Annotated in this window: 23 protein-coding genes and 1 pseudogene; 20 read left to right on the forward strand and 4 right to left on the reverse strand. The window is 71.3% G+C overall.

The window, feature by feature from the left end; genetic code table 11:
- The first annotated feature begins 214 nt into the window (after positions 1 to 214).
- From OG928_RS24635 to OG928_RS24655, 5 genes and pseudogenes are all read left to right on the forward strand, one after another.
- The gene (locus tag OG928_RS24635) at positions 215 to 676 is read left to right on the forward strand and encodes a TraR/DksA family transcriptional regulator (protein ID WP_406287424.1); all 462 of its coding nucleotides are present in this window, start codon (positions 215 to 217) and stop codon (positions 674 to 676) included.
- Positions 677 to 707: 31 nt separating this feature from the next.
- Positions 708 to 1,313, forward strand: a pseudogene (gene lspA / locus OG928_RS24640) (signal peptidase II); the annotation flags it as partial.
- Between the two features lie 281 nt (positions 1,314 to 1,594).
- The gene (locus OG928_RS24645) at positions 1,595 to 2,539 is read left to right on the forward strand and encodes an RluA family pseudouridine synthase (protein WP_406287426.1); all 945 of its coding nucleotides are present in this window, start codon (positions 1,595 to 1,597) and stop codon (positions 2,537 to 2,539) included.
- 82 nt (positions 2,540 to 2,621) lie between these two features.
- The gene (locus OG928_RS24650; protein ID WP_406287429.1) at positions 2,622 to 2,834 is read left to right on the forward strand and encodes a hypothetical protein; all 213 of its coding nucleotides are present in this window, start codon (positions 2,622 to 2,624) and stop codon (positions 2,832 to 2,834) included.
- A gap of 79 nt (positions 2,835 to 2,913) precedes the next feature.
- The gene (locus OG928_RS24655; protein WP_406287431.1) at positions 2,914 to 3,513 is read left to right on the forward strand and encodes a dienelactone hydrolase family protein; all 600 of its coding nucleotides are present in this window, start codon (positions 2,914 to 2,916) and stop codon (positions 3,511 to 3,513) included.
- Here OG928_RS24655 and OG928_RS24660 read toward each other — a convergent pair.
- Positions 3,417 to 4,658: a mechanosensitive ion channel family protein gene (locus OG928_RS24660; RefSeq protein ID WP_406291177.1), complete on the reverse strand. Its 1,242-nt coding sequence runs from the start codon at positions 4,656 to 4,658 to the stop codon at positions 3,417 to 3,419. The genes OG928_RS24655 and OG928_RS24660 overlap by 97 nt on opposite strands.
- A 158-nt stretch (positions 4,659 to 4,816) precedes the next feature.
- Here OG928_RS24660 and OG928_RS24665 point away from each other — a divergent pair, with 158 nt between their 5' ends.
- From OG928_RS24665 to OG928_RS24680, 4 genes are all read left to right on the forward strand, one after another.
- Complete coding sequence (locus tag OG928_RS24665; protein WP_406287433.1) at positions 4,817 to 5,455, forward strand: hypothetical protein; 639 nt, start codon at positions 4,817 to 4,819, stop codon at positions 5,453 to 5,455.
- A 112-nt stretch (positions 5,456 to 5,567) separates the two neighbouring features.
- The gene (locus OG928_RS24670) at positions 5,568 to 6,596 is read left to right on the forward strand and encodes an ABC transporter ATP-binding protein (protein ID WP_406287436.1); all 1,029 of its coding nucleotides are present in this window, start codon (positions 5,568 to 5,570) and stop codon (positions 6,594 to 6,596) included.
- Positions 6,597 to 6,610: 14 nt separating this feature from the next.
- Positions 6,611 to 7,414, forward strand: coding sequence for an ABC transporter permease (locus OG928_RS24675; protein ID WP_406287437.1), 804 nt, complete (start codon positions 6,611 to 6,613; stop codon positions 7,412 to 7,414).
- 102 nt (positions 7,415 to 7,516) lie between these two features.
- The gene (locus OG928_RS24680; RefSeq protein ID WP_406287439.1) at positions 7,517 to 8,296 is read left to right on the forward strand and encodes a hypothetical protein; all 780 of its coding nucleotides are present in this window, start codon (positions 7,517 to 7,519) and stop codon (positions 8,294 to 8,296) included.
- Positions 8,297 to 8,473: 177 nt separating this feature from the next.
- On the opposite strand, the gene ybaK is transcribed toward OG928_RS24680, so the two are convergent.
- From ybaK to OG928_RS24695, 3 genes are read right to left on the reverse strand one after another with little or no spacing between them, the layout of a single operon-like run.
- Complete coding sequence (ybaK, locus tag OG928_RS24685) at positions 8,474 to 8,971, reverse strand: Cys-tRNA(Pro) deacylase (RefSeq protein WP_406287441.1); 498 nt, start codon at positions 8,969 to 8,971, stop codon at positions 8,474 to 8,476.
- A 16-nt stretch (positions 8,972 to 8,987) separates the two neighbouring features.
- A complete protein-coding gene (locus OG928_RS24690) occupies positions 8,988 to 9,674 on the reverse strand; it encodes an LON peptidase substrate-binding domain-containing protein (protein WP_406287444.1) in 687 nt (228 codons plus the stop codon).
- 50 nt (positions 9,675 to 9,724) lie between these two features.
- Entirely contained in the window at positions 9,725 to 11,215 is a 1,491-nt protein-coding gene (locus OG928_RS24695; RefSeq protein WP_406287446.1) for a pentapeptide repeat-containing protein, read from the reverse strand.
- A 107-nt stretch (positions 11,216 to 11,322) separates the two neighbouring features.
- Here OG928_RS24695 and hisD point away from each other — a divergent pair, with 107 nt between their 5' ends.
- From hisD to OG928_RS24750, 11 genes are all read left to right on the forward strand, one after another.
- Entirely contained in the window at positions 11,323 to 12,678 is a 1,356-nt protein-coding gene (gene hisD / locus OG928_RS24700; protein ID WP_406287449.1) for a histidinol dehydrogenase, read from the forward strand.
- Entirely contained in the window at positions 12,675 to 13,787 is a 1,113-nt protein-coding gene (locus tag OG928_RS24705) for a histidinol-phosphate transaminase (RefSeq protein WP_406287451.1), read from the forward strand. The genes hisD and OG928_RS24705 overlap by 4 nt, the downstream gene beginning before the upstream one ends.
- 21 nt (positions 13,788 to 13,808) lie before the next feature.
- Positions 13,809 to 14,405, forward strand: a complete 597-nt coding sequence (gene hisB / locus OG928_RS24710; RefSeq protein WP_406287453.1) for an imidazoleglycerol-phosphate dehydratase HisB — start codon at positions 13,809 to 13,811, stop codon at positions 14,403 to 14,405.
- Complete coding sequence (locus tag OG928_RS24715; RefSeq protein ID WP_406287456.1) at positions 14,402 to 14,557, forward strand: hypothetical protein; 156 nt, start codon at positions 14,402 to 14,404, stop codon at positions 14,555 to 14,557. Before hisB ends, OG928_RS24715 begins: the two co-directional genes overlap by 4 nt.
- A gap of 14 nt (positions 14,558 to 14,571) precedes the next feature.
- On the forward strand, positions 14,572 to 15,210 hold the full coding sequence (gene hisH / locus OG928_RS24720; RefSeq protein WP_406291179.1) for an imidazole glycerol phosphate synthase subunit HisH: 639 nt from the start codon (positions 14,572 to 14,574) through the stop codon (positions 15,208 to 15,210).
- Between the two features lie 75 nt (positions 15,211 to 15,285).
- On the forward strand, positions 15,286 to 16,020 hold the full coding sequence (priA, locus tag OG928_RS24725) for a bifunctional 1-(5-phosphoribosyl)-5-((5-phosphoribosylamino)methylideneamino)imidazole-4-carboxamide isomerase/phosphoribosylanthranilate isomerase PriA (RefSeq protein WP_406287458.1): 735 nt from the start codon (positions 15,286 to 15,288) through the stop codon (positions 16,018 to 16,020).
- Positions 16,017 to 16,433 carry a RidA family protein gene (locus OG928_RS24730; protein ID WP_406287460.1) on the forward strand — a complete coding sequence of 139 codons (417 nt, stop codon included), beginning with the start codon at positions 16,017 to 16,019 and terminating at the stop codon, positions 16,431 to 16,433. Before priA ends, OG928_RS24730 begins: the two co-directional genes overlap by 4 nt.
- A complete protein-coding gene (hisF, locus tag OG928_RS24735) occupies positions 16,430 to 17,191 on the forward strand; it encodes an imidazole glycerol phosphate synthase subunit HisF (protein ID WP_406287462.1) in 762 nt (253 codons plus the stop codon). Before OG928_RS24730 ends, hisF begins: the two co-directional genes overlap by 4 nt.
- A 542-nt stretch (positions 17,192 to 17,733) precedes the next feature.
- Positions 17,734 to 19,227 carry a group II intron reverse transcriptase/maturase gene (gene ltrA, locus OG928_RS24740; RefSeq protein ID WP_331766702.1) on the forward strand — a complete coding sequence of 498 codons (1,494 nt, stop codon included), beginning with the start codon at positions 17,734 to 17,736 and terminating at the stop codon, positions 19,225 to 19,227.
- A 108-nt stretch (positions 19,228 to 19,335) separates the two neighbouring features.
- The gene (locus OG928_RS24745; RefSeq protein WP_406287465.1) at positions 19,336 to 19,902 is read left to right on the forward strand and encodes a helix-turn-helix domain-containing protein; all 567 of its coding nucleotides are present in this window, start codon (positions 19,336 to 19,338) and stop codon (positions 19,900 to 19,902) included.
- 74 nt (positions 19,903 to 19,976) lie between these two features.
- Complete coding sequence (locus OG928_RS24750) at positions 19,977 to 21,257, forward strand: MFS transporter (protein WP_406287468.1); 1,281 nt, start codon at positions 19,977 to 19,979, stop codon at positions 21,255 to 21,257.
- Positions 21,258 to 21,266: the final 9 nt, after the last annotated feature.

Raw genomic sequence — 21,266 nt, forward strand, 5'->3', positions numbered from 1 at the left:
ATAAGCGTGGTTGCGTCTGGGCACAACCGATTTACGTCGTCGCCCCGGCGCACTCAGTGACGGGACGGCGCGTCCGGTTGTCCGGGGCGACCCATCCCTAGCGAGCAAGGGGGCCGTGACCATGACGGATACAGAGAAGGCGAGTGGCGGACGGACGCGTCGTGCGACGACGACGACGCCGCGAGCCGCGGTACGGGGAGGAACCGGGCGCATCGTGAAGGCAGCACACGCGAGTACGGCGATGACCACGTTGGCGCCGCCGCCGAACGGATTCCACGACCCGACGGTCTATGTGGTCCGAACGGGTGAGGACCCCTGGGACGACGTCGAGCTGCGCGAGGTGCGCGACGGGCTCAAGGAGACCGTCAACGAGCTGCGGGCCGAGATCGCGGTCTCCGAGAACGGGATCGCCGACCTCCTGCGCGACTCGGGCGAGGGCGCGGGCGACGACCAGGCCGACACGGGGACCAAGAATTTCGAGCGCGAGCACGAGATGTCCCTCACCAACAACGCGCGTGGCATGCTGCTCCAGTCGGAGAAGGCGCTGCGTCGTCTCGCCGACGGCACGTACGGGGCCTGCGAGTCGTGTGGTTCGGCCATCGGCAAGGCACGCCTCCAGGCATTCCCGCGTGCGACCCTGTGTGTGACCTGCAAACAGCGCGAGGAACGCCGGTAACCGTCCAGGCAGCCGGCGGCGCGTCCGAGGACTGGAGCGAGCCATCGGCACCGGAGCGGAACGACGGGATGACGCGGAGTCGCAGGCCCCCGCAGGGGAGCTCGACACCGGGGCGACCGAGAGCGGGGCGGACGGCCACGAGCCGACCGCGCCCGCCGGTTCGCGCACCCGTCGATACATCGCCGTCCTGCTCGGCGTCGCGACCTTCGCGTACGGCCTCGACCTGGTCAGCAAGCTGATCGTCGTCGCCAAGCTCGAATACCACGCGCCGATCGACATCCTCGGCGACTGGCTGCAGTTCCGGGCCACCCGCAACGCGGGGGCGGCGTTCGGCATGGGCCAGGGCCTGACCATCGTGCTGACGGTGATCGCCACGGCCGTGGTCGTGGTCATCCTGCGGCTCGCGCGGCGGTTGAACAGCCTCCCGTGGGCGATCGCGCTCGGTCTGCTCCTGGGCGGTGCCTTCGGCAACCTCACCGACCGGATCTTCCGGTCGCCGAGCGTGTTCGAGGGCCATGTCGTCGACTTCATCGCGCCCAAGCACTTCGCGATCTTCAACCTGGCCGACTCGGCCATCGTGATCGGCGGGTGCCTGATCGTGCTGCTGTCGTTCCTGGGCCTGCAGCCCGACGGGACCCGCGACGGCGAGGACGCGGAGGACGACGAGGCGACGAGCGAGGCGCCGGACGCGACCGACGAGCCGGCCGCGGCGACCGACCCGGCGACCGACCGGGTCGCGGACGAGCCGACCGATCGGGCCGCGGGCCGCACGGGCGCCACGGCCGCGAAGACCGGCGCGAAGCCGGCCGCCCAGACCCCGGCCGAGCCGGTCGAGCGGGCCGCCGAGCCGGCCCCCGAGCAGGTCGGCGAAGACCGTGTCGTCGAGTCCGGCCCCGAGGCCGGGCATACTCGTATCTCGTGACTGTCAATCCCGGCTCGCCCGAAATCCGTACTCTTCCCGTTCCCGATGGCCTCGAAGGCGAGCGGGTCGATGCCGCGCTCTCGCGGATGTTCGGCTTCTCGCGCACCAAGGCGGCCGAACTGGCCGGCTCCGGGAAGGTGCAGCTCGACGGCAAGCCGGCCGGGAAGTCCGACCGGGTCAACGGCGGGGCCTGGATCGAGGTCGAGATGCCCGGCGCGCCCCGCCCGGTGCAGCTCGTGGCCGAACCGGTGCCCGGTCTGCGGATCGTGCACGACGACGACCACATCGTGGTCGTCGACAAGCCGGTCGGCGTGGCCGCGCACCCCAGCCCCGGCTGGACCGGCCCGACCGTGGTCGGCGGCCTCGCGGCGGCCGGCTACCGCATCTCCACCTCCGGCGCGGCCGAGCGCCAGGGCGTGGTGCACCGCCTCGACGTGGGCACCTCCGGCCTGATGGTGGTCGCCAAGTCCGAGCGCGCCTACACCCTGCTCAAGCAGCAGTTCCGGGACCGCACCGTGGACAAGCGCTACCACGCGCTGGTCCAGGGCCACCCGGACCCGCACACCGGCACGATCGACGCGCCGATCGACCGGCACCCCACCCACGACTACAAGTGGGCCGTGGTGATGGGCGGCAAGCCCAGCGTCACGCACTACGACACGATCGAGGCGTTCCGCGCCGCGAGCCTGCTGTCGATCAAGCTGGAGACCGGGCGCACACACCAGATCCGGGTGCACATGGCGGCCCTGCGGCACCCGTGCGTCGGCGACCTGACCTACGGCGCCGACCCCACGCTGTCCAAGCGGCTGGGCCTGGACCGGCAGTGGCTGCACGCGGTGAGCCTGAGCTTCGAACACCCCGGCGACGGCTCCTGGGTCCGGTACGAGAGCACCTACCCGGCCGACCTCGCCGCGACCCTGGAGCGGGTCACCGACAAGTGACACCGATGCCCCGCGATCGGTGATCGGGGACCGATTCGGGGAACCCTCCCAGATCGAATCGGGCTCGATCGGTCGGAAGGCGATGCTCGCCGAGCTGAACCCGGAGGGCGCGGTCGAGGACCTGGCCGACGCCGTGGTCGCGCGGTCCAAGCGGATCGGGCTGCTGCACGAGGTCGAGGCCGAGATGACCGCCGCCGCGCGCCGCGAGGTGATCGCGGCCCGGAGCCGGCGCGGCGTCGACCCGGCCGCCGCCGATCGCGTCCTGCGCCGCCTGGACCTGCGCAGCGTGCGCTGAGGCCGGCCCGCCCCGGGTACGGTTGGATGCTCTGTCCGTCGGGTTTCCCCGACCGCCGTGTTCCCCCGAAAGGACCCTCGTGGCCCGCATCGTGCTGTTCCACTCGGCCTACGGGCTGCGCCCCGCCGTTCACGCCGCGGCGGAGCGGCTGCGCGCGGACGGGCACGAGGTGACCGTGCCCGACCTGTACGACGGGCGCACCACCGAATCGGTCGAGGAGGGCATGGACATCAAGGACGAGATCGGCGCCGACGTGCTGATCGGACGCGCCGTGGCGGTGTCCGCGAAGCTCGGCCCCGGACTCGTGTACGCGGGGTTCTCACTGGGCGCCTCGATCGCACAGAACGCCGCGCTGGCCGACCGCTCGGCCGCCGGGCTGCTGATGTTCCACGGCACCTCCGACCTGCGCGAGGACGCCGCCACCGAGGTGCCGGTGCAGCTGCACGTGGCCGAGCCCGACCCGTTCGAGACCGAGGACTGGCTCGGCACCTGGTACCTGGGCATGCGCCGGGCCGGGGCGGAGGTGGAGATCCACCGCTACCGCGGCGCCGGTCACCTGTTCACCGACCCGGACCTGCCGGACTACGACCGCGAGGCCGCCTCGCGTGCCTGGGCGATCGCCTCGGACTTCTTGAGCGAGATCGACGCGGCCGCGGCCGCGGCGGACTCCAGCGTCTGAGGCTTCTTGGCCAGGTCCACGTACCGGCGGGGGCCGGTCTGCGCCGGGACCGGGGCCGGCAGGGCCTTCGCGAAGCGCCCGGTCCCGCTGTACGGGCCCACCGACTCGTTGCCCAACGGCGCGGGCGCGGTGGCGATCCGCGGCAGCGCGTACGGGTGCTCGCGGCGCAGGAAGTCGAGCAGCTTCTCGCGCACCTCGCAGCGCAGCGTCCACAGGTCGTCCGAGTCGCGCGCGGTCAGCACCGCGCGGACCAGGATCGTGGTCGGCGTGGTGTCGGTGACGTACAGGCTCCAGCCCTGGCCGTCCCACAGACCGGTGTCCTTGAGGATGCGGTGCAGTTCCTCGCGCAGTTCGGCCACCGGCGCCGAGTGGTCCAGGTGCAGGAAGACCGTCCCGGTCATCCTGGTGTCGGTGCGCGACCAGTTCTCGAACGGCCGGGACGTGAAGTAGGAGACCGGCATCACGATGCGGCGCTGGTCCCAGGTGTTCACCACCAGGTAGGTCAGGGTGATCTCCTCGATCGTGCCCATCTCCTGGTTGACCACGACCGAGTCGCCGATCCGGACCATGTCGCTGAACGCGATCTGCAGACCCGCGAACAGGTTCGCGAGCGCGCTCTGCGCGGCCAGACCGGCGACGACGCCGATCAGACCGGCGGACGCGAGCAGGCTGGTGCCGATCGTCTTCATGCCGGGGAAGGTCATGATCATCGCGGCGAACGTGATGATCCCGACGATCACGACCGCGGTGCGCCGGATCAGCGCGATCTGGGTCTGGATCCGGCGCACGCGCGCGTTGTCCGTCGCGTTCGCGGCGTAGCGCTCGAACGAGGTGTTCACCAAGAGCGTGACCGCGTGCACGATCAGCCACGAGCACGCGGCGATCACCAGCAGCACCAGGATGTGCCGGATCATCCCGCGGCTGCGTTCGGGCAGGGCGGCCGCGGGTTCGGCGAGCAACAGCGCGGACGTGGCCAGGGTCGCCACGATCGAGGCCCGGCCCCGCCGCATCATCGACCACAGGGGTCCCGTCAGCGGTTTGCGGGTCTGTACTTCGCGGGCCAGGCGAGCCATTCCCCAGGTCACCACACCCGTGAAGGCGATCACCGAGACGAGCACGATCAACGGGCGAAGTATGTTCCACACATCCACGTCGAGAGCCTCCTAGGGGGCTTGTGGTCAAACACGTACGCTACCCGAGCACGCAGAAGTTACCGTCGCGTCCGGTGCCGGGCGACCGCCCCCGCAGGCGTCGGAAGGCGCTAACGTGCGGGTCAGGCACCGAACCGTACAAGGGATCTGCGATGTCCAAGTGGACCAGGATCGGCAAGGCCGGATTCGGCGCGGTCCGACAGGGACGGCGGTTCCGGTCCGCCTCCCGCGGCGCGGCGGAACGTTCCGCCGCGGGCGGCGCGATCCCCGTCGATCCGGACGTCGACACCCGGCTGACCCCGCGCCAGGCGGCCCTGCTGATCCGCTATCTCACCGGCAAGGTGGTGCTGGGCCGGCTGGAATTCGTGTTCCTGCTCAAGTACCTGCTGTTCGTGGCCGGCGTGCTGCTGTTGATCGTGTTCGCGCCGCTGGGCATCGCGCTGCTGGTGCTGTTCGGCATCGCGGCGCTCGTGCAGTGGGTGATCTCCAGGGCGGTCGGCCGACTGGCCGGGTTCCACCGCCTGGACGCCGCGGGGAACGAGCTGACGGACGCCGCGACCGTGTGGTGGCCCAACCTCAAGCGCGAGAGCGCTCGGGTGGGCCTGCCCACGAGACCGATAGCGCTGCTGCGCGTGGCCGCCGCCCGCGTGACCCGGCGCCTGGATCCGCAGCGCGAGGCCGCGTTCGCGGCCATCGACTGGCGCGCGGTGCTGCCCCGGGAGCAGTGGCAGCGCGCCCGGGTGCTGCTCGCCCGGGAGGCGGGCGGTCGGGCGGCCGAGGAGACCGCGTAGAGTCGTCCCGTCGTGTGCCGGCCCACACGCGCCCGGGGCACGACTCGGACGCGGGGTGCGGGGCGCACGCCTCTCGACAATCCTCAGGACGACGGACGACGCGCGGGGTCGGATGTACAAGCTGCCCGGAACGGACGAGCGGAGCGTGACCATCCCCGGCGAGCCCACGGCGGTCGATCCGTGTTTCACGGTTCGCGGTCTGACCAGGACCTATCGCACCGGACGCCGGCGGGATCGACGTGTGGTCACCGCGAACGAGGCCATCGACCTCGATGTGCGCCGAGGCGAGATCTTCGGCCTGCTGGGCCCCAACGGCGCCGGCAAGTCCACCCTCGTGCGCCAGCTCACCGGCCTGCTGCGGCCCGACACCGGCTCGATCGACCTGCTCGGCCACGACCTGGTGCGCCGGCCGGACATCGCCGCGCGGCTGGTCGCCTACCTCGGCCAAGAGTCCGGCGCGCTCGACGAGTTGACCGTGGCGCTCGCGATCGAGACCACCGCGCGACTGCGCGCCCTCGACGGCGTGCGGGCCCGGGCCGAACGCGACGCGGTGATCGAGGAACTCGACCTCGGTGCGATCGCGGACCGTCCGCTCAAGAAGCTCTCCGGCGGCCAGCGCCGGCTCGCGTGTGTGGCGACCGCGCTGGTGGGTGCCCGCCCCGTGCTCGTCCTGGACGAGCCCACCACCGGCATGGACCCCGTCGCGCGCCGCGCGGTGTGGGCCGCGGTGGATCGCCGGCGCGCCGAACAGGGCGCGACCGTCATGCTCGTGACGCACAACGTGATCGAGGCCGAGACGGTGCTCGACCGCGTCGCCGTGCTCGACGAGGGCCGGGTCATCGCCTGCGACACGCCGGGCGGGCTCAAGGCCATGGTCGGCGACGAGGTCCGGCTCGACCTGGTGTGGCGGGCCGACCCGCCGATGGACGACCCGGCGGTGAACATGCTCGCGCAGAGCGCGATCCGCACCGGGCGGCGCTGGAGCGCGCACATGGAACCGGGGGTGGCCCGGGAACTGCTCGCCGGCGTCACGTCCGGGCCCGCGTTCGAGGCGCTCGACGACTTCACGTTGTCGACGCCGACCCTGGAGGACGTCTACCTCGCCCTCGGCGGACGCCATCAGGGACTGGTCAAGGGATGAAGGTGCCGACCCGAGTGAGTGCAGCGAGCATCGAGACCGCGCCGGCCCGTACGGCCGAGCCGGTCGAACCCGCCCCGGCCACATCGCTGGGGGCCGGACTGCTGACCGTGTACCGCGCGCAGCTTTCGCGCGTGCGGGTGTCCCGGGTCCCGCTGCTGTTCGTCGCGGTGTTCCAGTCGGTCGGGATCATGATCCTGATGCGCGGCGTCGTGGACACCGGCAGCGACACCGCGCGCGAGGCGGTCGTGGCCGGATCCAGCGTGCTGGTGGTCGCGTTCGTCGCGCTCAACCTGCTCGCCCAGCACTTCGGCACGCTGCGCGCGGCCAACGCGCTCGACTACTACCTGACGCTGCCGGTGCGGCCGGCCGCCGTCGTGCTCGGGATCGCCGGCGCGTACGCGTCGTTCACGCTGCCCGGCACGGTGGTCACGGCGGTGATCGGCGCGCTGATGTTCCAACTGCCGCTGGCCAACCTGTGGATGCTGCTCCTGGTCGTCCCGCTCTCCGGCGCGGCTCTGGCGGGCATCGGCGCGGTGTTCGGCCTGCTCGCGCCGCGCCCCGAACTGGCCACACTGCTCGGTCAGTTGGGCATGTCGGCGGCGCTCCTGCTCGGTGTCCTGCCGGAGGACCGCATGCCGGGCGTGATCGTGCTGGCCCGCGACCTGCTGCCGTCCTCGTACGGCGTGGACGCGTTCATCGCCGGCTACGGCGACCCGGATTGGGCGGCGGTGGGCGGCAACCTCGCGGTGTGCGCGGCCGTCGGAGTGGTCATGCTCTCCTTGGCCACCTGGTCCTTCCGCCGCAGCACCCGTTCCTAGTGCCGCGCCCGGCACTGGCGCCGCGCACCAGACCTGCCCCGGACACGCCGCCGCACGCGGGGTCGTCCCGCCGGCCCGATCCACACATGGGATTCTGACCAGATGACGTCTGCTGGGGATTTCGCCCCCTACCCGTCGCCCGAGGGCGCGCACGTGGGCTTCGCGCCCGGGTCGAGTCCGCAACCGGGGCTGTGGCGGCGCTACCGCGCGGACGTGGTCGCGTTCGCCGCGGTGGTCGCGGCCTGCCTGGCCGTGGGCGTGCTGGTCGGCCTGGTCTGGGAGCAGATCACGCCGCGCGTGCCGCTCCTGGCCACGGAGGAGGGCGTCTTCCAGACCTCGCCCGAGACCGAGACCTCGATCGCGCTCGACGGCTGGTTCGCGGTGTGCGGCGTGGTCGCCGGCATCGTGCTCGCGCCGCTCGCGTTCTGGCGGTTCCGCCGGCAGGGCGTGGCCACCGCGCTCGCGCTCACGGTCGGCGGGCTCGCCGGCGGCTACCTCGCGTTCAAGATCGGCGTGTGGCTGGGCCCGGACGAGATCATGGACCAGGTCCGCCGGATCGGCCTCGGCAAGCGCTTCGACCAGCCGCTCGAACTCAAGGCCAAGGGCGTGCTTTTGCTGTGGCCGATCGCGTCCATGGTGATCTTCCTGGGCCTGTGCGCGGGCTTCGCCCCTGCGGATCGCGACGAGGCGCCGAGTGCGGGGCCCTACGGGTGGCCGCCCGCGCAGCAGCCTGGCGGGCAGGGCTACCCGTGGTCGTCGTCCGGTGCGTCTTCGGCTTCGCCGTCGGGTTCGTCTTCGGCTTCGCCGGTCGACCTGGCCAAGCCGGATGCGGAGTCGCCTTCGGCGGTGGACCTGACCAAGCGGGACTCGGACGAGCGGTGACGCCGTCGGGGTGGCCGGCCTGCGGCCCGCTGTCCTCAAGCGCCGGACGGGCTGAGGTTCTCAAGCGCCGGACGGGCTGGGGTGGCTGGGTTGTCCTCAAGCGCCGGACGGGCTGAGGTTCTCAAGTGCTGGGCGGGCTGAGGTTCTCAAGCGCTGGATGGGCTGGGGTGGCAGGGGCTAGGTTCGGGCGATCGGGGCTGTTGTTGCGTTGGTGAGGTTGATCAGGTCGGTGGGGGACAGTTCGATTTCGAGGCCGCGGCGGCCGGCTGAGATGTACATGGTCGGGTGGGTGAGTGCCGATGTGTCCACGATCGTGGTGTGCTTGCGCTTTTGGCCCAGTGGGCTGATTCCGCCCAGCACGTAGCCCGTCGCGCGCTCGGCCGCCGCGGGATCGGCCATCGCCGCGCGCTTGCCGCCGACCGCCGCCGCCAGGGCCTTGAGGTCGAGCTTGCCCGCGACCGGCACGACCGCGACCGTAAGCGCGCCGTCCACGTCCGCCAGCAACGTCTTGAACACCCGCTCGGCGGAGACCCCGAGCACGGCCGCCGCCTCCTCGCCGTACGAGGCCGCGTCCGGGTCGTGCTGATACGCGTGCACCGTGAACGCGACGTCCGCCCGGGTCAGCGCGACCGTCGCCGGCGTGCCCCCACCGCCCTTGGCCTTGCTCTTCGCCATGCCCCGAGACCTTCGCCTAGTTGGGTTCGATGCTCTGTCGCAGCAGTTCCACCGCGGGCAGCGACGGCAGATGGTCGAGCAACGCCGCCTCCCGACGCAGCAGCTCGACCTCCGCGGTCAGTCGCGTGCTCGCGTCCTCGGCCTCCAGGAGGCGCTGCTTGTCGTGCGGGTCGAGCACCACCGCGGCGGCCACCAGGTAGGAGAGCACGACCGGATCGTCCGGCAGCTCGGGCAGGCTCATCGGAGTGCGCTGCTGCGCCGAGAGCAACCGCCGCTGGTACTCGCCGAACGCGCGCGTCGCGGCCAGCCCGAGCACGTCGGCCCGCTCCCCGACCGGGTCCTCCAGGTATTCGACCTCGGCGTACAGGTACGGACCCGTGTCGTCGACCGACAGCAGGCGGAACCGGGTCGCCCCGGTGGCCACCAGGTCGTAGCGCCCGTCCTCGTGCGTCTTGATGGTGGCGATCTCGGCGGTACACCCCACCGGGTGCAGGACCTCCAGCGGATCGCCGACGATGTCGCCGACCTCACGACCGGTCCGCAGCGCGACCACGCCGAAGCGCTGCTCCGCCTGGGGCAGCTCCTCCAGGTCGCGGACCAGCGTGCGATACCGCTCCTCGAAGATGTGCAGGGGCAGCACCAGACCCGGATAGAGCACCGAGTTGAGTGGGAAGAGTGGAAGCCGGTCGGTCACGGTGACCAAGAGTAGGGCCTGACCGCTCCACCGCGTCGATCATTGAGCCCGCCCGGATCTCACGCCCGATTGAGCACCCGCGTGGCCCCGGCCGCGGCGGCGCCGGCGAGCACCCAGCCGAGCAGGATCAGCGTGTACGCGAGCCACTGGGTGGCTCCGGCGGGCTTCCACGCGTTGTCCTGACCGAGGGTCACCACCGGCAGCAACAGGTCGAGCGTGTACCAGAACGGGTTCCAGTGGGGTGACTCGTCCGGCTTGAGCGGCGCGGGCCGATTGGCGGCGAACACCACCGTGCCGACCGCGATCAGCGCGACCAGCCAGCCGAACGCGCGCGCGGGGCGGTAGCCGTACCCGATCGCGACGTCCTGCACGCGGCCCCACAGCCGGCCCGGGATGCTCAGCGTCTCGCGGCGACGGCGCTGCTTGGCGAGCAGGACGGCGCGGGCCTCGTCGTCCTCGCCGGCCGAGCGGTAGACGCTCGCGAGCTGGTCGTAGGGCTGCGGGGCGTATTCGGCGGTACCGCGTTCGACCCAGGCGATGCGGTCGGCCACGCCGGCCGGGGCCGCCGCGCGCCGCGTCGTGTAGGTCAACTCGGCGATCTCCAGGTTGCCGGGCGGCGGCCATGTGTCGGGTGTGTCCGTGAGGATGCCGACCGACGCGCCGTTGAGCACGATCCGGCCCAGGGGAGGGGTCGTGAGGGCGAGATGCAATCCACGGGCCGTGACCCGCCACAGCGTGAGCTGCTCGTCGGGGTTCGTGCACGCGGTCCCGCCCGCCAGCACGATCGCGTCGCCCACGCGCGCGTCGTTGATCCTGATCGAACCGCTCACGTGGAAGCCCTGGGTCAGGAACAGCGAATGTTCGACGTACACCCGCCCGAGGTCGAGCGCGGCCTCACCCGGTCGACCGATCCGGGTGCCGGAGAATCGCGCGTTCCCGCCGAAACGGGCACCGTGCAGGCTCACCTGGCCGGTGAACACCGAGCGATCGAACGTCGCGTCCGCGCCCACCTGGAGGCCGTTCGCGTACACCGCTCGGTCGTGCCCGCCCGGGCCCACCACGCAGTCGTGGACGCGCAGATCGTTGTCGATCCGCGCGTCGAGTATCAGGATGCCGCCGGGTATCTCGCAGCGCTGGAGGGACAGGTCACCGTCGATGCGCAGGTTGCGTCCCTGAAAGGCCGGGATCACGCATTCGTTCGCGAAGATCGTCGTCGAGGACGCAACGTTGAGGATGATCGGATTTTCGAAGCGGCAGCGGATCACCGAGATGTAGACGTCCATGCGCCCGCCGCCCAATTCCAGCCGGCCGGTGACCAACGCGCCGGTCAGCCGCAATGCCGTCATGTGTCCCGGCTCGGCTTCCGGCGGCTGGAGCAGGAGCCGCGCGAGCACACTCGCCCGGATCGTGCGGTCGGCACCCCACGGCACGCCGGTGCGTGGATCGTCGTCCGCCGCCGTTCCCGTGCTCAGATCCAGCCGTTCCCCCCGCCGGTACGCCTCCCACAGGCGTACTTCGAGCGCGGTCAGATGCGGTGGTGGTGTGCTCATCCGTGGTCCCCCGACACTGGAAGGCTGTTGAGGACCCCCATGATCGCGTGTCTCATCCTCCGACACGCGAGAACGTCCGCGCCGGCGCCGTCTCTACACTGGGGCAGGTGATCTCCCGTATCGACCTGCGCGGTCCCGCCTCGCGGGCTGTCCTGGACAGCCCCGCCGCACTGCGCGACGTGTTGCCCCGTGCCGAACTCGACGTCGAGGCGGCCCTGGAGAAGGTGCGCCCGATCTGCGAGGACGTGCGTCATCGCGGCGTCGAGGCGCTGGTCGAGATCACGGAGCGCTTCGACGGGGTACGGCTGAGTGACATCCGGGTGCCCGCCGAGGCGATCACCGCGGCCCTGGACACGCTGGCGCCCAAGGTGCGCGCGGCCCTGGAGGAGTCGATCCGCCGGGCCCGCATCGTGCACCGCGAGCAGCGCCGCGAGGACGTCACCGTGCAGGTCGTGCCGGGTGGCACGGTCACCGAGCGGTGGGTCCCCGTCGAGCGGGTCGGGCTGTACGTCCCGGGCGGCAACGCCGTCTACCCGTCCTCGGTGATCATGAACGTGGTCCCCGCGCAGGAGGCCGGCGTCGCGTCGATGGCGATCGCCTCGCCGCCGCAGGCCGACTTCGGCGGACTCCCGCACCCGACCATCCTCGCGGCGTGCGCACTGCTGGGCGTGGACGAGGTGTACGCGGTCGGCGGCGCCCAGGCGATCGCGATGTTCGCGTACGGTGCCGGCTCGTGCGCGCCGGTGGCCCTGGTCACCGGCCCCGGCAACATCTACGTCGCCGCCGCCAAGCGGCTGCTCAAGGGCCGGATCGGGATCGACTCCGAGGCCGGGCCGACCGAGATCGCCGTGCTCGCCGACGCAGGTGCCGACGCCGCGCACGTCGCGGCCGACCTGATCAGCCAGGCCGAGCACGACACGCTGGCCGCGTCGATCCTGGTCACCGATTCCGCGGCGCTCGCCGACGCGGTCGTCGAACAGCTCAAGGTCCAGGTCGACGCGACCAAGCACCGCGAGCGGGTCACCGAGGCGCTCGCGGGCCGCCAGTCCGGCATCGTGCTGGTCGACTCGGTCGACGACGGCCTGCGGGTCGTCGACGCGTACGCCGCCGAGCACCTGGAGATCCAGACCGCCGACGCGGCCGCGGTCGCCGCGCGGGTGCGCAACGCCGGCGCGGTGTTCGTCGGCGCCTTCGCGCCGGTCTCGCTCGGCGACTACTGCGCCGGGTCCAACCACGTGCTGCCCACCGGCGGCTGCGCGTGCCACTCGTCGGGCCTGTCCGTGCAGACCTTCCTGCGCGGCATCCACGTCGTGGACTACTCGCGCGCGGCCCTGGCCGACGTCGCCGAGCACGTCAGCGTGCTGGCCGACGCCGAGGACCTGCCCGCGCACGGCGCGGCCGTACGGGTGCGCTTCGCCGCCGGCGAGCTGGCCGGCCTCGCGGCGTGGGAGGAGGGCGCGTGACCGACCTCGACAGTCTGCCGATCCGTGACGAGCTGCGCGGCCAGTCGCCCTACGGCGCCCCGCAGCTGGACGTCCCGGTCCGGCTCAACACGAACGAGAACCCCTACCCGCTCCCCGACGCGCTGGTGGCCCGGATCGCCGAGCGGGTCGCCGTCGCGGCCCGCGACCTCAACCGCTACCCCGACCGGGACGCGGTCGAGCTGCGCACCGCGCTCGCGTCGTATCTGACCCGCACCGGCGGCTACCCGCTGGACATGGGCGGAGTGTGGGCGGCCAACGGCTCCAACGAGGTGCTCCAGCAGCTCCTCCAGGCGTTCGGCGGCCCCGGTCGCACCGCGCTGGGCTTCGACCCGTCCTACTCGATGCACGCGCTGATCGCGCGCGGCACCGGCACCGGCTGGATCTCCGGCGCGCGCCGCGACGACTACACGATCGACCTGGACCGAGCCCTCGCGCAGATCGCCGAACACCGCCCCAACGTGGTGTTCCTGTGCTCGCCCAACAACCCGACCGGCACCGCGCTGCCCGGCGAGGTCGTCGAGCGGGTCTACGACGCCGCCCAGGCCGCCCGGCCCGCGCTGGTGATCGTGGACGAGGCGTACGTCGAGTTCGCGCACACCTCGTCGCTGCTGCCGCTGCTGGCGGGTCGACCCAACCTGGTCGTCTCGCGCACGATGTCCAAGGCGTTCGGCGCGGCCGGCCTGCGGCTGGGCTACCTCGCCGCGGACCCCGCGGTCGTGGACGCCGTACAGCTCGTGCGCCTGCCGTACCACCTCTCGGCGGTCAATCAGGCCACCGCGCTCGCCTGCCTGGAACACGAGGACACCCTGCTCGGCTACGTCCGCGAGCTCAAGGTCCAGCGCGACCGGATCGTGGCCGAACTGCGCGGCCTGGGCTGCGAGGTGACCGACTCGGACGCCAACTTCGTCCAGTTCGGCCGCTTCGAGGACCCGCACGCGGTCTGGGCGAAGATCCTCGACCACGGGGTCCTGGTCCGCGACAACGGTGTCCCCGGCATGCTGCGGGTGACCGCGGGGACCGACGCCGAGAACACGGCCTTCCTGGACGCGATGCGCCACGTCCTGAAGAGCTCGGGTCCGAAGGACTGAGAGAGAGTCGGAATCACCGTCATGGCAAGAATCGGTCGCGTCGAACGCGCCACCAAGGAAACCTCCGTCGAGGTCTCGATCGACCTCGACGGGACCGGGAAGGTCGACGTCGCGACCGGCGTCGGGTTCTTCGACCACATGCTCGACCAGCTCGGCAAGCACGGCCTGTTCGACCTGAGCGTCAAGACCCGCGGCGACCTGCACATCGACGCCCACCACACGATCGAGGACACCTCCCTCGCGCTCGGCGCCGCGTTTCGCCAGGCGCTCGGGGACAAGAAGGGCATCCGCCGCTTCGCGGACGCGTCCGTGCCGCTGGACGAGGCGCTCGCGCAGGTCACCGTCGACCTGTCCGGCCGGCCCTACCTCGTGCACTCCGAGCCGACGAACATCGCGCCGATGATCGGTCCGGACTACGACACGACGATGACCCGGCACATCCTGGAGTCGTTCGTCGCGCAGGCGCAGATCTGCCTGCACGTGCACGTGCCGTACGGCCGCAACGCGCACCACATCGTCGAGGCGCAGTTCAAGGCGCTCGCCCGCGCGCTGTCCGACGCGTGCGTGCTCGACCCGCGCCGGGCCGGCGTGATCCCCTCCACGAAGGGCGCGCTGTGAGCACCGGTGCGATGGTCCTGATCGTCTTCGGGCTCTTCCTGGTCGGCGGGTGCATCTCCTTCTACAAGCAGGACCTGCCCAAGAGCGTGATCGCGCTGCTCGCCATCGGCGCGTTCTTCTCGATCGCGGCCGGCGTCCTGAAGATCGGATAGGCGGCGTGAGTCAGGTGCGCAAGAAGGTCATCGTCCTGGACTACGGCTTCGGGAACGTGCGCTCCGCCGAGCGCGCGCTCGCGCACGCCGGCGCCGACGTCGAGATCAGCTCCGACCGCAAGGCCGCGCTGGACGCCGACGGGCTGCTGGTGCCCGGCGTCGGCGCGTTCGCGGCGTGCATGGAGGGGCTCAGGAAGGTCCGCGGCGACACGATCGTGGACAAGCGGCTCGCGGGCGGCCGACCGGTGCTGGGCATCTGCGTCGGGATGCAGATCCTGTTCGCGCGCGGCGTCGAGCACGGCACCGTGACCGAGGGCTGCGCGCAGTGGCCCGGCACGGTCGAGCGGCTCGACGCGCCGGTGGTGCCGCACATGGGCTGGAACACCGTCGACGCGCCCGCCGACACGGTGCTGTTCAAGGGCATCGCCGACGACACGCGCTACTACTTCGTGCATTCGTACGCGGTGCGCTCGTGGGAGATGCCGATCGTCCAGGACGGTCCGCACATCCCGCCGAGCGTCACGTGGAGCACGCACGGTTCGCCGTTCGTGGCCGCCGTCGAGAACGGCGCGCTCAGCGCCACCCAGTTCCACCCGGAGAAGTCCGGCGACGCCGGCGCGGAACTGCTGCGCAACTGGCTCGCCACCCTGTAGTCGTCGTCCCGCCCGTCGTCCCCGCCCGTAATCCCGTCGTCCTTTCCGAACGAACTGTTGAGGATCCGAAGCGTCATGACCCAGAGCCACCGCCTCGAACTGCTCCCCGCCGTCGACGTCGCCGACGGGCAGGCCGTCCGCCTGGTCAAGGGCGAGGCCGGGTCGGAGACCTCCTACGGCGACCCGTGGACCGCCGCCCTGGCGTGGCAGAACGCCGGCGCCGAGTGGATCCACCTCGTCGACCTGGACGCCGCCTTCGGCAAGGGCAGCAACCGCGAGCTGCTCGCCGAGGTGGTCGGCAAGCTCGACGTCAAGGTCGAGCTGTCCGGCGGAATCCGCGACGACGCGTCCCTGGAGGCCGCGCTCTCCACCGGCTGCCGCCGGGTCAACCTCGGCACCGCGGCCCTGGAGACGCCCGACTGGGTGCGCTCGGCGATCGCCCGGCACGGGGACCGGATCGCGGTCGGCCTGGACGTGCGCGGCACGACCCTGGCCGGGCGCGGCTGGACCCGCGAGGGCGGCGAACTGTTCGAGACGCTGGCCCGCCTGGACGCCGACGGCTGCGCGCGCTACGTGGTCACCGACGTCAACAAGGACGGCACGCTCACCGGCCCCAACCTCCAGCTCCTGCGGGACGTGTGCGCGGCCACCGACCGCCCGGTCGTGGCCTCGGGCGGGGTCTCCTCGCTGGCGGACCTGCGCGCGATCGCCGAACTCGTGCCCCTGGGTGTGGAAGGCTCGATCGTCGGCAAGGCGCTGTACGCCCAGGCGTTCACCCTCGAAGAGGCGTTGGAGGCGGTGTCCCGGTGACGGGAAGCGGCAATTCGGGCAAGATCGAACGGTATTCGTCCGGCGGTCCGTGGGAGGCCGCGTTCGGCTACTCGCGCGCCGTCGCGGTGGGCGAGTACGTGCACGTGTCGGGCTGCACCGCGATCGTCGAGGGCAACCTCGCGCACGAGGGCGACCCGCACCACCAGACACTCGCGGCGTTCCGGATCGCGTTGGACGCGATCGCGCACTTCGGGCTCGGCCCGGCGGACGTGGTGCGGACCCGGATGTTCATCACGCACTCCCGCGACTCGGACGACGTGGGCCGCGCGCACGGCGAGCTCTTCGGCGACACCCGGCCGGCCGCGACCATGGTCGTGGTCGCGAGCCTGATCGACTCGCGCATGCTGGTCGAGGTCGAGGTGGACGCGTACCGGGGGAGGGCCGAGTCGTGACCCTCGCCGTACGGGTGATCCCGTGCCTGGACGTGGACGCGGGCCGGGTGGTCAAGGGCGTCAACTTCCAGAACCTGCGGGACGCGGGCGACCCGGTCGAGATGGCCCGGGTGTACGACGCCGAGGGCGCGGACGAACTGGTCTTCCTCGACATCACCGCGTCCTCCGGCAATCGCGAGACGACGTACGACGTCGTGCGGCGGACCGCCGAGCAGGTGTTCATCCCGCTCACCGTCGGCGGCGGCGTACGCGCGGTCGACGACGTCGACAAGCTGCTGCGCGCGGGCGCGGACAAGGTGGGCGTGAACACCGCGGCCATCACCCGGCCCGAGCTGATCGCCGAGATCGCGGACCGCTTCGGCTCGCAGGTGCTCGTGCTCTCGGTGGACGCGCGCCGCCGGCAGGACGGTACGCCGGGCTTCGAGGTGACCACGCACGGCGGGCGCACCGGCACCGGTATCGACGCGATCGCCTGGGCCGCCAAGGCCGCCGAGCTGGGCGCGGGCGAGATCCTGCTCAACTCGATGGACGCCGACGGCACCAAGGACGGCTACGACCTGGAGCTGATCCGGCTGGTCCGTGCCGAGGTGGCGATCCCGGTGATCGCCTCCGGCGGCGCGGGCGCGTTGGCGCACTTCGCGCCGGCGGTCGACGCGGGCGCGGACGCGGTGCTCGCGGCCAGCGTGTTCCACTTCGGCATGCTGCGGATCCCGCAGGTCAAGGACACGTTGCGGGCGGCGGGACACCCGATCCGCTGAGCCGGGCGACCGCCGGCGACGGGATCGACCCCGATCGACCCCGATCGACCACGATCGACCGAGAAGAAGCCGACCGCGGGTGCGGTCGGCTTCTTCTTCCGTCGAATGCGAAGGATTTCTTTCGAAAGAAATATTGCGAAAGACTTCTTTCGAATCTACGGTGAGGCCATGGTGCGTCCTGAAAGCTCCATCAGACCAGCGGGTGCAAGTCCCGCCCGGGTAGGCACCGGAGCGCCCGGTAGCAGGCCCCAGTTCGTCGGAGAGATCCGGCGGGCCGAGCGGGGTGTCAAGAGCCTCTTCGGAGGGAGCAAGAACGCGGGCCGCAGCATCAAGCGAATCTTGCAGCCTCGTCACACTTACGACGGAGAAGCCGAGCCGCTCATGTCACGGCGAAGGCCACGTCCGGCGGGCTCCGTTCCGGGGTCGGCTCGTCGGGTTCTCCCGGGGTATGGAGAGTGGCACGCGTTCACGGCCTGGTGGGGAACAGGAGAGACCCGTCCGCGCACGCCCTTCGTCGGGGCAGAGACCGGGGATATAAGCCGATGGTGAAGTTCTCCGGAGCGCGGCGGGAGTCCGAGGGGGTCGTAGTACCGCCGATCGGCGTGCAACACAACGCGCCGGGAGGGAAGGGCCCTCACTTTGATCACGCCTGTGAAGAAGGTAAGCGCAAGGGCATGACCGGGACCGCCCGGTCCAACCACCCCGACGACGGGCACCCGCATTCTGCACGAGGGCCCGTCCGAGACAACGTGCGAGAACTTCAACGCGGGCTATGGGCTGCGGCCAAGCAGTCGCCGGGCAGGCGCTTCCATGCCTTGTACGACCGTATCGGCAGGCGTGACGTCCTGCTGAGGGCGTGGGTGCGCGTGCGTGAGAACCGTGGTGCCGCCGGGGTGGATCGGGTCACCCTGGAGGAGGTGGAGCGGTACGGAGTGGACCGGTTTCTCGATGAGCTCCGTGTGGTTTTGCTGGACGGCACGTATCGTCCCGCGCCGGCCAGGCGCGTGGAGATTCCCAAATCCGATGGTGGCAGGCGCCCTCTTTCGATTCCTGCTGTTCGGGATCGGGTGGCTCAGCAGGCGGCTCGTTTGGTGATCGAGCCCATTTTCGAGGCGGATTTTCTGGATGTCTCGTATGGGTTCCGGCCGAAGCGGTCCGCGACGCAGGCGATGGAGTGTGTCCGCGTGCATTTTCCGCGTGGGTACACGCATGTCGCCGAGGCCGATATCCGTGATTTCTTCGGGCAGATCGATCACGCGCTGTTGATGCGCGAGGTCGAGCGGAGGATTTCGGACCGGCGGGTGCTCAAGTTGATCCGTAAGTGGTTGCGGGCCGGGGTGTTGGACGGAGGGGAGTTCCGTCGCACGCTGGCCGGGACGCCCCAGGGCGGGGTGATCTCGCCCTTGCTGGCCAACATCTATCTGCACGCTTTCGACCGCGAGATGGTCGCGCGAGATGTCGGGGTACTGGTGAGGTACTGCGACGACTTCGTGGTGCTGTGCCGCTCCGCGCGGCAGGCCGAGGCGGCGCTGGAGACGAGTCGGCGGATCCTGGGCGGGCTCGGGTTGCAACTGCATCCGGGCAAGACCCGGGTGATCGACCTCGGGGACGGCCGGGAGGGTTTCGACTTTCTCGGGTGCCACTTCCGCGCTCGCATGTCGGGAAAGCTGTGGGAGCAGAAGCGTATTAGGCGCTATTACCTGCACCGATGGCCGTCCCAGCGGGCGATGAAGCGGATACGCGAGAAAGTGCGGGAGCGGACCGGTCGTAATCGTGCGGGAGCGGATATTCGCGATGTGATCGCGAGTGTGAATCCGATCCTGCGCGGCTGGGGTGGCTACTTTCGGACCGGCAATGCCGCGATCAAGTTCCGCCAGATCGACCATTACGTGGAGCGTCGGCTTTGTGGCCTGATGGTCAAGAAACGGGGCCGCAATCTACGTGCCGGTCAGGTCGATCGGTGGGATGGGGACTGGTTCCACGGGCACGGGCTGTACCGCCTTCGCGGCACGGTCCGGTACCCGAAGACTGCGTAATCCAGCAAAGAAGATCATCGGTAAGCCGTGTGCGGGAAAACCGCACGCACGGATTGAAAGGGGACGGAGGAAACGGGCCCGCAAGGAGCACCGCGCCTCCAACTACCAATGACCGAGCAGACCCCACCGCGCCGGATGATCACGGACGTACAGACCCTCAAGGTGTTCACCCACCCGCTGCGGATCACCATCCTGCGGATGCTGCACGCCGGCGGCCCGGCCACCGCCTCGGTGCTCGCCAAGCGGGTCGACGCGACCCCGGCCCTGGTCAGCTACCACGTGCGCACGCTGGCCGCGCACGGCTTCGTCGTCGAGGACCCCGAGCACACCGCGGACGGGCGCGAGCGCTGGTGGAAGGTGGTCGAGGACCTGACCTTCTCGTTCCGCGACTTCGCCGAGGACCGGGTCGGGCGGGACGTCTCGGCAGGCATCGCGCGCGTGCTCGGCACGCAGTCCGAGGACCGCTACCGGCGCTTCCTCGACGAACTCGAGTCGTGGGGGCCCGACTGGGCCGGCGCGGCCTTCAGCGGCGCGCCCTCGCTGCGGCTGACCCACGCCGAGACCCGCGAGCTGGGCGAGGCGATCGCGGCCCTCGTGGACGGCTACCGCGGCCGCGAGAGCCCCGGGGCCGAGCATGTCGAGATCCACTACCGCGGCTTTCCGTACCACCTCTGACACCGCGACGCCTCGCCCGAGGCGCCGTCCCGAACGTCGTCGACCACCACCGCCGCCGGAACGGGGAGCAGATCATGCCCGGTACGAAGACCGCCGACCCCGCGATCACCCGGTCGCGGCCCGCCCACCGCGACCCGCGCGTCCTGGCCTGGCTCGCCGCCTACACCGCGTCCCTGATCGGGGATCAGATCTGGTTCCTGGCCCTGTCGTGGACGGCGGTGCGCAACGGCGACGCGACCCGGGCCGGCCTCGTGCTCGCCGCCGGGTCGCTGCCGCGGGCCCTGTTGATGCTCCCGGGCGGGGCGATCGCCGACCGGTACGGGCCGCGCCGCGTGGTCATCGGCAGCGACCTCGTGCGCTGCGCCGTGATGCTGGTCGCCGCCTTCGCGATGCTCTCGAGCAGCCCGGAGGTGTGGCTGCTCGTGCCGATCGCGCTGGTATTCGGCGCGGTGGACGCCCTGTTCATGCCGGCGGTCGGCGCGCTGCCGGTGCGGCTGACCACGCGCGATCAGCTCGTCCGGGTCCAGGGGATGCGCTCGCTGGCGCAGCGGACGGCCACCGTGGTGTCCGCGCCGCTCGGCGGCGCGGTGCTCGCGTGGGGCGACGCCGAACTGGCCTTCGTGCTGAACGCGGCGCTGTTCGCGCTTTCCCTCGCGCTGCTGTGGCGGCTTCGTCCCGGCCCCGTACCCGCGGCCGAATCGGGCTCCGAGGAACCGGAGTTGGGGATGCGCGCGGGCCTGCGATACGCCGCCCGGCACCGCGTCCTGCTGCCGCTGCTCGTGGTGACCGCGCTGATGGAGCTGGGCTTCACGATCCCGATGAACATCGGCATCGTGCTGCTCGCCGACGACGCGGGCTGGGGGCCGGGCGGCCTGGGTCTGGTCCTGGGGGCGTGGGGGATGGGCGCGGCGGTCGGCGCCCTCGTGCTGACCGTCGCGGGCCGGGTCCCGCGCCCGGCGGTCGTGCTGCCGGTGGGGATGACGGCGATGGCGGCGAGCCTGGTCGGCCTCGGGTACGCGCCGAGTCTTCGGGTCGGGATCTGCTGCGCGGTGGCACTGGGCATCTCCACCGGTGTCGTGGGCGGTTCGTCCGGGGCCCTGGTGCAGACCACGTGCGCGCCGAGCGCGCTCGGCCGGGTGACCGCGCTGCAGATGCTGTTGGGCGTCGGCCTGATCCCGCTGCTGTATCCGGTCGGCGGGATGGTCGCCTCGGCGTTCGGCCCCGCGAGCGTGTTCGCCGGCGGTGGGGTCTCGATGCTCGTGGGCGTCGCCGTGGCGCTCGTGAGCGGACCGTTTCGGCGGATGGGCGCGACATCGGGGTCACGGAAGGATTCCGGTCCCACAACGATCATCTGATGCCTAGTC

Source organism: Embleya sp. NBC_00896, from assembly GCF_045207785.1.
In the GTDB taxonomy this organism is placed as follows: Bacteria; Actinomycetota; Actinomycetes; order Streptomycetales; family Streptomycetaceae; genus Embleya.